Source organism: Calyptranema fuscum S582, assembly GCF_055793305.1.
Window position 1 is genome coordinate 68,219 of sequence record NZ_JBSLYH010000006.1, and the last position, 14,901, is coordinate 83,119.

16 protein-coding genes and 2 pseudogenes are annotated in these 14,901 nt (G+C 46.2%); 10 read left to right on the forward strand and 8 right to left on the reverse strand.

Going from position 1 to position 14,901, the window contains the following annotated elements:
- Positions 1-224: 224 nt before the first annotated feature.
- Both ACR6Z4_RS06200 and ACR6Z4_RS06205 read right to left on the reverse strand, forming a co-directional pair.
- Entirely contained in the window at positions 225-854 is a 630-nt protein-coding gene (locus ACR6Z4_RS06200; RefSeq protein ID WP_479716364.1) for a response regulator, read from the reverse strand.
- A gap of 83 nt (positions 855-937) precedes the next feature.
- A pseudogene (locus tag ACR6Z4_RS06205) lies at positions 938-1,363 on the reverse strand (sensor histidine kinase); the annotation flags it as partial.
- Between the two features lie 534 nt (positions 1,364-1,897).
- Here ACR6Z4_RS06205 and ycaC point away from each other — a divergent pair.
- From ycaC to ACR6Z4_RS06220, 3 genes and pseudogenes are all read left to right on the forward strand, one after another.
- The gene (gene ycaC / locus ACR6Z4_RS06210) at positions 1,898-2,560 is read left to right on the forward strand and encodes an isochorismate family cysteine hydrolase YcaC (protein ID WP_479716365.1); all 663 of its coding nucleotides are present in this window, start codon (positions 1,898-1,900) and stop codon (positions 2,558-2,560) included.
- Positions 2,561-2,685: 125 nt separating this feature from the next.
- A complete protein-coding gene (locus tag ACR6Z4_RS06215; RefSeq protein ID WP_479716366.1) occupies positions 2,686-2,961 on the forward strand; it encodes a UBP-type zinc finger domain-containing protein in 276 nt (91 codons plus the stop codon).
- Between the two features lie 120 nt (positions 2,962-3,081).
- A pseudogene (locus ACR6Z4_RS06220) lies at positions 3,082-3,384 on the forward strand (DUF5996 family protein).
- Between the two features lie 8 nt (positions 3,385-3,392).
- On the opposite strand, the gene ACR6Z4_RS06225 reads toward ACR6Z4_RS06220, so the two are convergent.
- The 4 genes from ACR6Z4_RS06225 to ACR6Z4_RS06240 form a co-directional block, all read right to left on the reverse strand.
- The gene (locus ACR6Z4_RS06225) at positions 3,393-3,560 is read right to left on the reverse strand and encodes a hypothetical protein (RefSeq protein WP_479716367.1); all 168 of its coding nucleotides are present in this window, start codon (positions 3,558-3,560) and stop codon (positions 3,393-3,395) included.
- Positions 3,561-3,690: 130 nt separating this feature from the next.
- Positions 3,691-4,017, reverse strand: coding sequence for a helix-turn-helix domain-containing protein (locus tag ACR6Z4_RS06230; RefSeq protein WP_479716368.1), 327 nt, complete (start codon positions 4,015-4,017; stop codon positions 3,691-3,693).
- A gap of 226 nt (positions 4,018-4,243) precedes the next feature.
- Complete coding sequence (locus ACR6Z4_RS06235; RefSeq protein WP_479716369.1) at positions 4,244-5,332, reverse strand: hypothetical protein; 1,089 nt, start codon at positions 5,330-5,332, stop codon at positions 4,244-4,246.
- 369 nt (positions 5,333-5,701) lie between these two features.
- Positions 5,702-5,932 carry a hypothetical protein gene (locus tag ACR6Z4_RS06240; RefSeq protein ID WP_479716370.1) on the reverse strand — a complete coding sequence of 77 codons (231 nt, stop codon included), beginning with the start codon at positions 5,930-5,932 and terminating at the stop codon, positions 5,702-5,704.
- A 645-nt stretch (positions 5,933-6,577) separates the two neighbouring features.
- Here ACR6Z4_RS06240 and ACR6Z4_RS06245 point away from each other — a divergent pair.
- Entirely contained in the window at positions 6,578-8,320 is a 1,743-nt protein-coding gene (locus ACR6Z4_RS06245; RefSeq protein ID WP_479716371.1) for a hypothetical protein, read from the forward strand.
- Here ACR6Z4_RS06245 and ACR6Z4_RS06250 read toward each other — a convergent pair.
- Positions 8,309-8,992, reverse strand: a complete 684-nt coding sequence (locus ACR6Z4_RS06250) for a hypothetical protein (RefSeq protein WP_479716372.1) — start codon at positions 8,990-8,992, stop codon at positions 8,309-8,311. The genes ACR6Z4_RS06245 and ACR6Z4_RS06250 overlap by 12 nt on opposite strands.
- Positions 8,993-9,593: 601 nt before the next feature.
- On the opposite strand from ACR6Z4_RS06250, the gene ACR6Z4_RS06255 reads away from it, so the two are divergent.
- From ACR6Z4_RS06255 to ACR6Z4_RS06275, 5 genes are all read left to right on the forward strand, one after another.
- Positions 9,594-10,370: a sterol desaturase family protein gene (locus ACR6Z4_RS06255; RefSeq protein ID WP_479716373.1), complete on the forward strand. Its 777-nt coding sequence runs from the start codon at positions 9,594-9,596 to the stop codon at positions 10,368-10,370.
- Positions 10,371-10,570: 200 nt separating this feature from the next.
- Entirely contained in the window at positions 10,571-10,726 is a 156-nt protein-coding gene (locus ACR6Z4_RS06260) for a lmo0937 family membrane protein (protein WP_479716374.1), read from the forward strand.
- Between the two features lie 37 nt (positions 10,727-10,763).
- The gene (locus ACR6Z4_RS06265; RefSeq protein WP_479716375.1) at positions 10,764-10,946 is read left to right on the forward strand and encodes a CsbD family protein; all 183 of its coding nucleotides are present in this window, start codon (positions 10,764-10,766) and stop codon (positions 10,944-10,946) included.
- Between the two features lie 461 nt (positions 10,947-11,407).
- Positions 11,408-11,701 carry a DUF1830 domain-containing protein gene (locus tag ACR6Z4_RS06270; RefSeq protein WP_479716376.1) on the forward strand — a complete coding sequence of 98 codons (294 nt, stop codon included), beginning with the start codon at positions 11,408-11,410 and terminating at the stop codon, positions 11,699-11,701.
- A 444-nt stretch (positions 11,702-12,145) separates the two neighbouring features.
- On the forward strand, positions 12,146-12,841 hold the full coding sequence (locus ACR6Z4_RS06275; protein ID WP_479716377.1) for a VIT1/CCC1 transporter family protein: 696 nt from the start codon (positions 12,146-12,148) through the stop codon (positions 12,839-12,841).
- An 88-nt stretch (positions 12,842-12,929) separates the two neighbouring features.
- Here the strand turns inward: ACR6Z4_RS06275 and ACR6Z4_RS06280 are convergent, their stop codons facing one another.
- Positions 12,930-13,868: a LysR family transcriptional regulator gene (locus tag ACR6Z4_RS06280; protein WP_479716378.1), complete on the reverse strand. Its 939-nt coding sequence runs from the start codon at positions 13,866-13,868 to the stop codon at positions 12,930-12,932.
- 111 nt (positions 13,869-13,979) lie between these two features.
- Between ACR6Z4_RS06280 and ACR6Z4_RS06285 the strand changes: the two genes are divergently transcribed.
- The gene (locus tag ACR6Z4_RS06285; RefSeq protein WP_479716379.1) at positions 13,980-14,684 is read left to right on the forward strand and encodes a pirin family protein; all 705 of its coding nucleotides are present in this window, start codon (positions 13,980-13,982) and stop codon (positions 14,682-14,684) included.
- Positions 14,685-14,901 lie beyond the last annotated feature (217 nt).

The following is a 14,901-nucleotide window of genomic DNA, read 5'->3' on the forward strand; positions in this document are numbered from 1 at the left end:
ATCAGGGTTGAAAACTCAATCAGCTTCACCGCTTTAGAGGAGCATGATTTGTCTGATTGGATGCACTTTTATTGCATACATTCAATGTAGGAGATCGCCTTTAAGTTGTCGTCTATAGCGAGTTAAAAGTTTTGCAGTACAAATTGATGGAGTAACCGTTCCATCGCAACGTAGAAGGCTGACTCTAACTTAAGGTAGAATCCAAATTCGATCAAAAGTACACCCTACAAATTCACAATGCCGCGTTTAACAGCAACAATCACCGCTTGAGTGCGATCGCTCACATCCAACTTATTCAGAATGCGATTGACATGGGATTTAACAGTACCTTCACCGATGCTCAAAGTAGCCGCAATATCGGCGTTACTCATCCCCTGAGCTAACGAGCGGAGTACTGTTAGTTCTCGTTCATTCAGTTCTGGATTGCTGAGCCGCTGTACTAACTTTGCTCCTACATCAGGTGGAATGTACTTCTGACCCCGATGAACGGTACGAATGGCGTTTAGAAGCTCGTCGGGTTCAGTTTCTTTCAACAGGTATCCTTTTGCGCCTGCCTGCAATCCCCGATAAATATCTTCGTCGCTATCATACGTGGTCAGTACAATAATTCGAGCTGATTTGGCGATCGCACAGATTGCACCGATGGCAGCAACTCCTTCCACCTCCGGCATTCGCAGATCCATGAGTGTGACATCCGGTTGGTGCTCCTCAAATAGCGCGATCGCCTGTTCCCCATTTTCGGCTTGGACAATTACTGTCATATCTGGATCACGGTTAATAATCGTGGCTAAACCTTGCCGAAAAATGGCGTGATCGTCCGCAATCAGAACCTGAATTGGGGGTGTGGGGTGCATGGGGTGTAGGGTGTGGGGTGTGGAGTAGTCAATTGTTATCTGTTCCCCTTTGAAGACTTTGACGGAGGCGGTTGAGTAAACGGGATTTCATCAGCATTGGCATGTTTAATCGCATTGGTTAATGCTTCCTGCCCCATCCGCAGTAGGTTATTCTCGACTTCAGTGGGAAGAGCATACACTGCCCCCTCGATCTCATAGTGCAAAGTGGTATCCATTGCGGCAGCTCTAGTCTGAGCGATGAGACGATGGAGAGCGCTCTGTAAACTGCCCTCCTCCAAAAGCTGAGGACGGAGCGCGACGACCGATCGCCATGCTTCAGTCAGTCCAGTGCGTGCTAATTCTTTGATTAGATCTAGATGTTCCTGAGCTGCTTCTAAATCATCCGTTAGCACCTGTTTTGCCGCTCCTACCTGCGCCAGAATGCCTGTAAACGACTGCGAAAGTGTGTAGTGAATTTCGCGTGCCATGCGGTTGCGTTCTTCCAAAATTGAAGCTGCTTCAGCACGTTGCTACCAGATTTTACATTCAGACATTAATGGTCGATCGGTTGTATGAATGTACTTTCGATCAAATTCGGATTCTAACTTAAGTTAGAGCTAGCCTTCTACTCCGCGATGGCATGATTACTCTATCAATTTGCACCATAAAAAATTTAACTTGCTGTAGGCGACAGCTTGAAGGCGTCCACCTTATATTGAATTTGTGCAAACAGTCACGCAAATGGATCGAGCAAGTAAATTGCACGGTTCCATGTTGAAGGCATGAATATTCAAGCTGCAACTGGATTAACGCACGCCTAAGCAGCGACATTGAAAGCATTAGGAGCCGTTTCACAGTGAAGCGAATACCCTTCGGGCACGCGACGCGAAAATCTTAACTCTATGCTTAACTTGCAGATCTTAAGTGGTGAAATGTGGAGCCGTCTTGCAAACTGTGTTCATAGCACAACAACTTACGCCCTTAGCCCTTGAGAGGAACTTGCGTTCTTCAATTTCATTCTGCAATTCCTCATTCGCCAATCACTCAAATAGGAGAATTACCTAATGTCTACATTCAAGTACAATCGTCTAGACAAGAATAATGCTGCGGTTTTACTGGTGGATCACCAAACTGGGCTGTTCTCGCTGGTGCGTGATATTGGTGCTGCCGACTTCAAAAATAATGTGTTAGCGCTAGCAAGTATAGCCAAGTTTTTCAACCTGCCTACTGTTTTGACTACTAGCTTTGAGGACGGTCCCAATGGAGTCATCCTGCCGGAACTGAAGGAGAAGTTTCCTGATGTTCCCTTCATTGCGCGCCCCGGACAGATCAACGCTTGGGACAATGAGGAATTTGTTGAAGCCGTAGAAGCAACGGGTAAGAAGCAATTGATTATTGCTGGAATTGTCACGGATGTCTGTGTCACTTTTTGCGCGCTTTCAGCATTGGAGGCAGGGTATGACGTTTTTGTGGTCACCGATGCCTCTGGCACCTTCGATGCAGCCTGTCGCGATGCGGCGTGGGATCGGATGTCTCGTGCTGGCGTTCAGTTGGTCAATTGGTTTAGCGTTGTGGGTGAATTGCACCGTGATTGGCGTAACGATATTGAAGGGCTAGGTAATCTCCTCGCAGAGTTTATTCCTGACTACAAAAACCTCATGACGAGCTATGCAGCAATATCCAATGCTGGCTCTGCCAATCGCGATCGCCTCATGGCTCGTGTGTAACTGAGTGGATGTTGTCATTGCTCAGTGATCCAGTCCATTTGCGGCATTGCATCACTCAACTCTTTCGCAAATGGCTGTATCCCACGTGATCAAGTCTATATCTTGTACATCCACAGGAGCATTCCATGTCTTGTCAACACCTGAATGAACTGACGCTAGAGACGATGATTTCAAAAGCCAATTACCCGGTATTCCGCTGTGAGGAATGCCTGCGAGTGGGCGATCGCTGGGTTCACTTGAGAATTTGTCAGACCTGCGGCAAAATGCTGTGCTGCGACTCGTCTAAAAATCAACACGCTCGCCGCCATTACGAAGAGAGCGGACACGCGGTAATCAGTTCAGCCGAGTTGGGAGAAGAATGGCTGTGGTGCTTTACCGATGAGCAACAGAAGAACTATTGATTAAGCTCCGCTTCCATTTACGAGGAAAACGTGATGTCAAATCAGTCTACCCTGACCTCAACAGATATTTGGCCGAGTTTACCCCTGGAAGCATGGCAAGAGACCTATACCACCTTGCACATGTGGACTCAAATCATCGGCAAAATCCGATTTGCCCAAACGCCGTGGATTAATCATTCCTGGCATATTCCCCTCTATTTAACCGTTTAGGGACTGACTACTTCCACCATTCACTACGGCAGTCGCATCTTTCAAATCGACTTTGATTTCATTGATCATGAGCTGCTGATTCAAACCAGCGAAGGGGCAAGACGGGCGATCGCCCTCTACCCTCGCTCGGTCGCTGATTTTTATCAGACTGTGATGGAAACTCTGAGAGAATTAGATCTTCACATCACGATTAACACCAAACGCACCGTTTGAGGAGTTATTTAACTGGTGAGTGAGGCAACCTGCTGTGAGCTTAATGAATCCAGGATTTGGTTAACCTGCGCCCGTAACTGAGTGATGCAGGTAATGCGTTTGTGCTTCAACAGGTATCGAATATGCCGCCAGAATCTTTCAATGGGATTGAGTTCTAGACTATAGAGAGGTTGCATTACAATTTTTAAACTGCTCTACCGATTCGGTATCTTGCTTGCTGTTGTGAGGACGTGGCACCTTTAGCTTCGCCTTCAGCCGATAGCGCACCGTCTTGTAGTTGAAGGACTGGCCCGATTGCGCTTCTAACTACTGTTGCACAGCACTATAACTGTTGAAGCCCTCAGACTCTGTCAGACGTTCCTCTAGCTTGCTCAACAGTTCTCCTTGGATCTTGGGGGGTTGTCTCGGGGCTTGTTTCACTTCCAGCAGGGCACTCAACCCCCCGTTTCGATAGTGCTGTAACCACCGGGTAATAGTCGATGGGTTTCGCCTCAGGCGTTGACTCAACTGTTGATGCTCGCTCACTTGGTCGCTTTTTAGCCACCAAAGCATTTGCAGGCGCTCCTTCTGTTTGGCGCTCTTGGCATTGCGGACACTTTTCTCTAAGTACTCCTCACTCTCGGAGATGTCCAATGCTCAGGTACGTGACATAATCGGGGGCTATTTCTCTTCACTCTCTATTATGTGCAAGCTCAAGGCGATTTGGTATTACAAGAGGGAAGATGCATCGCGAGAGTGGTTTAAATCAAGTTAGTTTACATTTATAAGTTTGTGTGGCACTGAAATCTAAAAATGAGATTTCAGTGCCACACAAATCCAATAAAATGCTCCTGGAATGACCTGTTTCAGCTCATTTAGTTTAGGAATCATGTAGCTTTTCGGGGTTGAGTTGAAATTGCACGGAGGGTGATCGCTTTTTGCCGGGTAATTCTTGTGCGCCCAGGATATAGCCTTCTTGTTTCAATTCATCTACGGTGCGCCAAAAAATTTGGTTGTTGCGCGAAGAGTTGCTGCCCAGGAGATCCAAATTTTTAAACAAGTATTGTTTGGAAATGACCAGGTATTGTCCATCCTGGGGTTTGTCCCATTTGAGCCGACTGGCTAGGTAGATCAAGAGTTTGGTTTTGTAGTCGCTTTTGGCATTGCTGCCTAGCTTTTGGGTAATGTCGATGTTGTTGGCAAACAAAACATAGTCGCCAGTGCGACCGGGTCCTTCGAAAAACTCCAGAGAGACGGTGTACGCGTCGGCGAGTTCGTAGGTATAGTCGGCAGCTTTCGCCAAGTCGAAGTCGCGGGGGACGTTGTCAATTTCGTAATCTTTAATCCGCAGGACGCTTTTGATCATGACTTTGGCACCGATGCTATCGCCCTTGCGGAGGGATTGGGCAAACACTAGCTCTGTGCGGTGGAGGGCAACGAGGTCGCAGTTGAGTTGCGATCGCAGTTTTGAGGCAAAACCGCCATCTTTGGTGCGGGTATAGCCTAAACTTTCTAGCAGATCATTGGAGCGAAAGTGAACCAGGGGTCCGTTTCCTTGTTGCGCTGCCAGTCTGTAGAGGTATAGAACAATGGAAACCTGACGCGGATTTAGAAACGTTAGCAACGCCATGAATAGGCGCTGAATCCGGCGGTCTTGAATTCGTTCTAAACCTTTACTGATCCCCTGGTCGGCGCAAGATTGTAGATCTAATGCGGCATATTGTTGTTTTAGATCTTCCCATTCTTCTGCTGAAAGGTTGTCTAAGGGAACGCGACGAGTAACGGCAACCTCTGTGGTTTCCTGGGAGTCTGCCTGAACGCGCATTTCCAGGTAATAGCCTTCGTCATCGGCACGCAAGATGGGCAGATGGACATCGGGATTTTTAATCGAGGCACCTGCTCTGGGCAACACCATGAGTAGTTGACCATCGACTGGAAAGGTTGATTCTTCTTTCTTCACCACATTCATCACTCTTCTCAAAAACTGCGGCGTGTCGGTTGGGGATCACTCAGCTCAAGCACTTTAGGATCACAGATTAATTAACCTGTAATTCTTTTGGAGAGAGCGGCGGCGGAGCCGCCGCTCTCTCCAAAAGAATCGGGTTTTATTAAATCCACGATCCTTAGCAGTTAAGTTTTTTCGGTCGTGTTTGAAATCCATTGGGTAGTGATTGCACACCCTTATCGATCGTTGTGGTCAAATTGTATCAGGCACGTTGTGATTTGCCGCTGAATCGATCTAATTTTGTCAGGTTCTTATCGCTATAGTGCTTCACACCTGGAAGGGATTATGGTTATTGGATGAAAGGCTTGTAGAGCAAGGCTTTTACACCATAAGTTAGACGTCATGCACTAAAAATAAGCCTGTAACTCCGGCGTATAGTTTGCCCAATGACCTGTAACTCCGGCGTACTATTTCATCGGTTTTGCCTGTAACTCCGGCGTATAGTTTTACCTGTAACTCCAGCGTATAGAAAGAAAGTTGCCTGTAACTCCGGCGTATAGTTTTGAGCTGTAACTCCGGCGTATGGTTTTTACTGAAGGGGAATTCTGGGGCTTGTTTTTTCAATCTTTAGCTTGATAGTGCTGTAACTCCGGCGTATAGTTTTGCCTGTAACTCCCACGTATGACGTAGAAATGACCTGTAACTCCGGCGTATAGTTTTGAGCTGTAACTCCGGCGTATTTTTGACCTGTAACTCCCACGTATCGAGAGTTTTGGGCTATTGAGATCTGATTCTTAGAATGTTATCCTCTACTCGATTATGTACTCATGTACTGACTCATAGAATCGTGGATTTAATAAACCGAAGATTTATTTTTGTCAGCCTGGTGATGCTGTGCTGACAGAAGTGAATGTCCGAGTTTTATTTAATGTGTGATTCGTAGAGCGATATCGAATAAGCATGATTTCTTGTGCTGTGGATACCACCTGCGGCATAAGACTGTATTGCATTGCAGCTACTACCTTGTGTTTTAAGGAGATTAACTAAGGCTTCGGCGTCCACAATTAAATCCCCCTAGCCTTCCTACCACAGTCAGCTAAGGGGATGAATTTTACTCTTTTAACCCAACGGCTAATTGGGTCGAGTTTTTATGCATCCAAATTCTAACAATTCTTGCGGCTCTGGCAAAGAGTCACAGAATTATTGTGTCTATTTTTTTGATGGATTCGCTGTATCTGTCGATTTGCGGAGACGTCTCCATTCAGCCGTATGGCTGGGAGGTGTCTTATAGCGATCGCAGTTGCTTCATCCCAATTTGTGTCTGTGCGGGAGTCAGCCGATGCATTTCTGGCGTTGTTTCCGCATCGATTTGATTATCTTTATGCCAATCATCCTCAACCTGATGAACGTCCGGGTTGGAAAACAGAAAATCGCCATCCTTTGAGCGATCGCTTGATCAATCAAGCAGACTTTTTGTTTGGTGTCCGGTTTGGCAAAGAAACTCAGTATGTGTTGCTGGACATTGATGTGGGGAGTGTGTATCACCCTCGTCAAGATGCCTTTGCTATTTCTCGATTGCAAGCGGCTTTAGAACCCTTAGGGTTAGTATCTGCGGTGACTTGTACATCTAGCTATAGCAATGGTTTGCACCTTTATTTTCCGTTGGATCAGGTGCAGAATTCCTGGCATTTGTCGATGGCGATCGCCATTCTTTTAGAACAAGCAGGGTTTAAACTCAAACAGGGTCAACTGGAGTTATTTCCTGATCCAAAACCGTATGATGCCAATGGTTTACCTGCTTTGTTTAACGGGCATCGTTTGCCATTGCAAGCGGGTTCCTATCTGGTCAATTCAGATTTTCAACCGATCTGGAGCGATCGCTCTACCTTTGTTCAACAGTGGCAGTTTGCTCAAGCTCGAAATTCGATTGATTCAGATTATTTACAACGCGTTTTAAAGGCGGCTCGTCGTCGGTATGCTCGTCTTTCGGTTAAAGCCAATAAATTTCTCAATGATCTCAATGCAGAGATTGAAATCGGTTGGACAGGGTTAGGGCAAACCAATCGGTTGTTGGGACGGATTGCCATGCGCTGTTATATCTTTCAGCACTTTTTGTATGGTGGCGAGCCGCTGGTGGGTCAGCCGTTAGTGGATGCGATTGTGTCAACAGCGCGATCGCTTCCTGGCTATTACGACTACTGTCAACATCAGCATGAAATTGAACAGCGATCAGCAGAATGGGCGCGTTGTGCGGAAAATAGTCATTACTTTCCCTATGGGGTTCAATCTCGGCGATCGCTTAAATCTAAAGCAACGTCAGATGATGCCTTGACCTGGAATCAGCAGCGATCTCAACAGACCCGTGAAAAAATCCGTCAGGCGATCGCTCACTTACTTGATACCCATTCTCTTCCTGCCAAAGCTACAGCCAGATTTCAAGCTCTGGTGCAGTATGGCATTGGCGGCGGGTCACTGTATCGCCATCGGGATCTATGGCATCCCCGTTATGTGTCTGCGCCACCAGACAGATTTCATGGGCAAGGATGCAATGCATTAGCATCAGGCGTACCAGATTTGCAAGTACCTGAGGTGCAAGTATTCGATCAACAAACATCACAGGGACAAGTATCGCAGGAACAAGTACCCACTGAGTTTTCCACAGCTTTTGTGGACGAATTTGGACATTTTGAATGTAAGGAGGCAAATCAGCCGGAAATTATATATAACGATTTAAATACCCCAAACTTATTAGCACAGATTGATGGTAATGCCTTGTGGCACAAGGGTTTGGCAGATCCTGCGGCTACCTCTGGTAGGTGGGATAGTAATTCCCTGGTCAGTCGCTCGGCTGGCTCTGAGTTGCAACGGGATCAACAACTGCGACAGCACCGTTATTGGACTGAACATCGATCGCGAATGCAGGCTTACCTGGTGTCAGGCGACCCGATTTTAATGGCAGAAGCACGGGCATGGGCTGAACATCATCCGAATGCTTCCCCCCTACAGGGGTAACTTGATCCAAATATCTGTTCCATAAAATTCATCGTCTGATTCTAATTCCCATCCACCTAAGAGCAGGGCTAACCAGACTTCTACCAGAGGTTTGCTGACTCGTTTTTGCAATTCTTGCAGAGAAATCCGTCCGTCATGGGGTTGCCACTGGGCGATCGCCAGTCGGATGGCTTTGCCCCAGCCTGCCACATCTTCTTCATGGGCAACAGCGAGAGCTTTGTCGCGCTCGGCGATCGCATCTACAACGGTAAGCAACCTTGCTTTTTCGACGACCCCAATCACTGAATCGTCTGGATGGGGCGGAGTAGTTTGTCTGGGCTGATTTCGTTTGGGTTTAACCAGGTCGGAAATATCGAGATTCATACTCTGGCGAAACAAACCCACTACCATTTCAGGTGTGATGCTAGGACCATCTGAGCGATCCTGGTTTTGCCAGTCGTCCCAAAACTGCTGGGCTTTTAACTCACAAATTTCCGCAAGAATGGCGATCGCATTTCCTAAAAATAGTAATTGTTGGTCTTGCGATAGTCGATCTAGCACGGCTTCTACTTCCGTCCATAGATCTAACACAGGGATATCGGTCGCATCGATCAAGGCTTCTTTGACCAATACCCGCAGTTTTTGTTGGATTTCACCGATCTGCCCTTCATGGGGCAAGGATTGATAGGTCATTCACTGACTTAATATTGCGTTTTAATTTGTTACAAAACTTGAATATATGTCCACAATCAGTCTAAAGATTTAAGTGTATGAGATGAGCCTCAGGGGCTAATTAAGTGAGCCAATTTAGATATTCAAGATCAATTTAGCTCGGATTCAAGCCAACGGTTAAGCTGAGTTGAGTCACCTGAGAGCGAAGCCATGCGAAACGCGATCGAGGCGCAGTATGGGTTGTCGATTGAATGAACATGAGACATTTTTGGTTTTCCGATGTCGTTTTTCAAGAATACCTTACATTAAATTCCTGATTTGCAAGAATCTTGGTTGCGGGCAAGCCAAAAATCTCTGACGATTTCATGAGCAATAACAAGTTTTGCAACGCTACTATGATCTCATTAACTTCTGATTGATTGTTTGAATATAGTGGTGTGCAAGTTCGTCAAGTATAGAAATGGTGTTGTGGGGTGCTCTGCGCCCCACAACACCATACTGAATCAATTCGTACAGCGCTATATTCACTGCGAAGTCACGGCAGCAATGCGACAAGACATTGAAGCTACATTGCTCTTGCCGCCAAGAGAATTAGAAGATCGGAAATGGCAAGGAGATTGAATTGATAGACTACTCTTTCGGGTTTTATGGCATCGCCTTTTTTGGCATTATTCTATTCCGCTATTTCCTTGTAGCAGGGGCAACCTACTTACTATTGTCTTTACCATTCCAGCGACCTGTTGTTCAGCATCAGGTGTGCCAGCGGGCATCATCCTGGCGAGCGATTCGACGGGATATTAAACTTTCAGTGCTTTCGGCGGGGGTATTTGCGTTAGCTGCTGCATTCATTTTGTCATCGTACGCTGGAGGGATTACGTGCTTGTATAGCCATGCTCAACAGTATGGATTATGGTATTTGGGGGTTAGTTATGGTGCTGTGCTAATTCTGCAAGATACTTATTTTTATTTCACCCATCGCCTGTTTCACCATCCCACTCTCTATCGTTGGTTGCACCAGGGGCATCATCGATCGCGCTACCCGACTCCATGGACTTCGTTTGCTTTTGACCCACCTGAGGCGATCGTGCAAGCGCTTTTTTTAGTGGCGATCGTGTTTATAATTCCGCTACATTTCATCACGTTGCTAGCTGTACTGACCACCATGACGGTTTGGGCGGTGTTGAATCATTTGGGACCCGATCGGTTGCCGCTTTCGTTTCCCCATCATTGGCTGGGCAAGTGGTTTATCGGACCCATCCATCATTCCATCCATCATCTCAAGTACACGCAACATTACGGCTTATATTTCACGTTTTGGGATAAATTATTGGGCACTCAAGACCCAGATTATGAGAAGGGATTGGGCGATCGCCTGATCGATCAAGGGGATAGAGTGTGACGCTGATCCGGTCGATCTACACCCGATTATTCTGAGATAAGAAATAATCCCCAAGAGTGATGTGATTGTACGGTAGTCATGACATATTAAATGACATAGACGATCTTCTAATTTGTGCTCTTATTTTCTCCCCTTTATTTGATTGGAGTGATAGCTATCCGGAAAGCGTATTTCTTTAATTTAAATAGAAGGAGAAAACGGTGATTAATCTCATCTGGACGGCGATTGGTATACTGTTCATTCTCTGGTTTTTAGGCTTCTTAATTCATCTAGGGGGTAGCTTAATTCATCTACTTTTAGTGTTGGCACTGATTGCCATTGTCTATAACTTGTTTATGGGACGCCGCATTGTCTAATAATATTCAATTCAACGTATTCAACAAGGAGAGTATCATGAGCTTAAAAAATAGAGTCAAAGCAACGGCTAAAAATATCGAAGGCAAAGCTCAAGAAGTTGTCGGTGACCTGACAGGTGACCCTAAACTTCAGGTAGAAGGTCAGGAAAAGCAAGCTGAAGCTAATGTTCGCCATACGATTGAAAATATGAAAGATGATGTCAAAAAAATGATTGACTAATCTACCGACTTCTATCTCAAGTCTTCAGGATGATGGATTCAACGAAACTTGATGCTTTTAGAGAACTCTGTTGAAACTGTTGTCCTTTCTAAAAGCATTACAGGTTCATCAATCAGCCATGAATGGGATGAGTTGCGATCGCAACTCATCCCATTTGCAGTGCTTCGCGCTTGAGTTTGTTTAGATTTTTTATTGTGTGCCGCGCTCCGCGCGGCACACAATAAAAAATCTGTGGCTTAATCAATTGAAAATGGCTGTATCTTCAAAACAGGCATGATCAAAGCAATCTTCTACAAGCTGAAGATAATGAATTACTTGGGAAGCTCTACTTACCTCTATTTGTATGGGTTTGTATCGGTAAAAATATGGGTGGTGTTAGGGAGATCACCCTTAAGAAGGGTACTCTCGCTTTGGTTTATCCCCTATGTTTGAACATATTGTGTTTTATTTGACTTAAACCTATGGCTTACTTGCTTTCCCTCGTTCAAACTGAGCCTTGTGCTGAAGAATCTCCCCAAATTCTTTGCTACTACATTAACCGTACGGAAGGTAGCCAAATTATTCGAGTGATGAGTGGAATCAAGTGTGAATTTGAGCGTGTGGTTTTTTCAAAGGAACGCGTTTTATTTGAAGCAGCGCCAGAATCTTATCTGGAAGTGTATCCATGCTTGCTTCAAGGGATATGCTCCAGTAGAGTTGATTGTCGGTCATTATGTGTGACTGAAAAACTTGATCGAGTCAGATCTTCCACTTAATATTGTTATACAACGGGCAAGTTTGGGACGACCATTGCTAAATCCGGGCATGGCTTGGAATCGGAAACTTTCGGTTTTCGATTCCAAGCCATATCTATAGCCGTCGAGAGATTGATTAAGATAAAGGTTGTGTGAGAACCCACGCGGAGCGTGGGTTCTCACACAACCTCCTGATTTAACCGTCTTGACAGTTGCTATATAGCTTCAGGTATTCACGTTAGGACATGGGGGTGAGGGGCAATGCCCCATGTAGAGGTAGAACCCCCTGCATTCCGTTCTCGCCTCAGTGCGTAGCGCCATAAAACCAGTAGCGCTTTGCAAATGGGTGTCGTTAGCTATGAATTTTTCAAATCATTTCCAGTAGAAGTATGATACTGGCTCAAACGTGTATGATTGACGAGGCAAAATGGATCGTTGCTATCATCATCACTAGAGAGAAAGAGAATGCCTAGAAGCCATAGAGAACGACATCGTACAGGACGAATCGGCTGGCTACGTGCCGCAGTTTTGGGCGCAAATGATGGCATTGTATCCACTGCAAGCCTGATTGTAGGTGTGGCTGCGGCAAACACGTCTCGTAGTGAAGTATTGATCGCTGGAGTTGCTGGTTTGGTGGCAGGGGCGATGTCAATGGCTGCCGGTGAGTATGTTTCGGTTAGTTCGCAAGCTGATACTGAAAAGGCTGACCTGTCTCGTGAACGACAAGAACTAGCGTTTGACGAACGATCTGAGCGGGAAGAATTAGCATCAATCTATGTAGACCGAGGGCTAGATCAATCGTTAGCTGAACAAGTTGCCGAGCAGTTGATGGCGTATGATGCGTTAGCTGCTCATGCCAGGGATGAACTGGGGATTACCGACAGTCTGGCAGCGCGACCGATTCAAGCAGCGTTGGCATCGGCAGGTGCATTTGCTCTGGGTGCAGCCATGCCACTGCTCACCGTACTGGTTGCACCCGAATCGAGATTGGTACCTGTTGTGTTTGGGAATGCCCTATTTTTTTTAGCGACGTTAGGTGTGCTGTCGGCAAGAGCGGGTGGCGCACCTGTGATGGTATCCGCTATTCGAGTTACCTTTTGGGGCGCGATCGCCATGGGGTTGACGGCTGCTGTCGGTGCCATTTTTGGCACGGTTGTGTAACCATCAGCAAGGCAAGTCTGCTGTATCTAATCTTGATTGACAGCTATGCGAAGCGTGGCTGTCAATCAAGATCTCCCTTGTATCATCATTATTGCAACGGAGTGCCAAAAGACGGGTTAACGTACTCATTCCAACTGGGATTTTGGCTGAATCGGTCTCTTAGAAACTGCACCAATAGACGAGTTTTAGTAGAAAGATGGCGATTGGCGGGATAAATGGCTGAGATGGTCAGATCTGGGGGATGGTAGTTGGGTAACACAATGTTTAACATGCCTTGCTTTAGTTCCCTGCCGATGATGAATGTGGGCAACAATGTAATGCCCAACCCTTTAATCGCGGCATCTCGGAGAGCCTCACCGTTATTAGAACATAAGACACCTTGAATGGGGATGGTATGTTCTCCATCAGAACCCGTTAGTGTCCAGTGATTGTCGGTTGCCAAATGACCATAGTGTAAGCAGGAATGTTGCGAAAGATCCGTAGGATGGGTAGGAACGCCATGCTGTTTGAGATAAGTTGGGGCTGCACATAGAACTCGTGTTGCCACAAGTATATCCTGCACGATGAGGCTGGCAGTCGCTTGGGGCTGAGCAATCCGCACGGTGACATCAAAGCCTTCTTCAATTGGGTCAATAAAGCGATCGCTCAGGGTCAGTTGTACCTGCACATCTGGATATTGCACAAGAAAATCAGCCAGTGCAGGAGCCAGATGCATCGTCCCAAACGACATGGGAGCATTGACTCGCAATGAACCTTTTGGTTGTTCATGAAGTTGCATCACGGCTTGCTCGGCTTCTGCCAGGTCAGCCAAAATTGCCACACAGCGATCGTAAAAAGCCAGCCCCGTTTCTGTTGGACTAACCCGACGGGTACTGCGATGCAGCAGTTGCACCCCTAATTCGTTTTCTAAATGAATCACAAGTTTGTTTACTGCCGATCGCGATACTCCCAATTCACGGGCAGCGGCAGCAAATCCACCAAACTTGACCACCTGAGTAAAGGCTCGAATGCCCTCAAATTTATCCATGAGTGTTTTATTGTAGATTTTTTAGATACAGTCTGTTTATAAAATAGGGTATTGTCTTTCAATGAGATTCAATTCATAATAATACTATTCGCAATCAACAGGTACTCCACTATGATTACTATTCGTCCAGCAACTGCTCGCGGTATCGCTAATTTTGGTTGGCTCGATAGTCGGCATACGTTTTCCTTTGGTGAATATTACGACCCCAAGCACATGGGTTTTGCGGATCTACGCGTCATCAACGAAGATAAAGTGGCTCCCGGACAAGGTTTTTCGACTCATGGTCACCGTGATATGGAAATTATTTCCTATGTTTTAGACGGTGCCTTGGAGCATAAAGATAATATTGGCAACGGCTCTGTTATTCGACCCGGTGACGTGCAACGGATGTCTGCCGGAACGGGCATTATGCATAGTGAATATAATGCTTCTAAAACAGATCCTGTTCATTTTCTCCAAATCTGGATTCTGCCGGAACAAAAAGGAATTGAACCAGGATACGAACAAAAAACGTTTACGACCGAAGAAAAACGTGGCACTTTACGTTTAGTCGGTTCGCAGGATGGACGAGAAGGATCCGTTGTGATTCATCAAGATGTCAATCTCTATGCAACAGCCTTACAAACTGGCGATCGCGTCAATCATACTTTAGCCGATGGTCGGGTTGCCTGGGTTCAAGTTGCTCGGGGAGCGGTGCAATTGAATGACCAAACCTTGAGTGCTGGAGATGGTGCAACTGTGGCTCAAGAGCAACACCTCACGCTGCAAAGCCTATCCGATGACGCTGAAGTCCTGGTGTTTGAAATGGCAGCTTAATCAACCGGAGATTCCCCCCTTCCTAAGGAATGGGAATTAAATAACTCCGATGATTTGTTGTACGGGCGAACGGTCGTTCGCCCCTCCAAATGATTCAATATTTGATCTTATTTAATCCATGATCCTAAGGAAAGTTGGAGGGATCTTCGACTCATTCATATAGCAACCGTCGAGACGGTTAAATCAGGAGGTTATGTGAGAACCCTCGCGGAGCGAG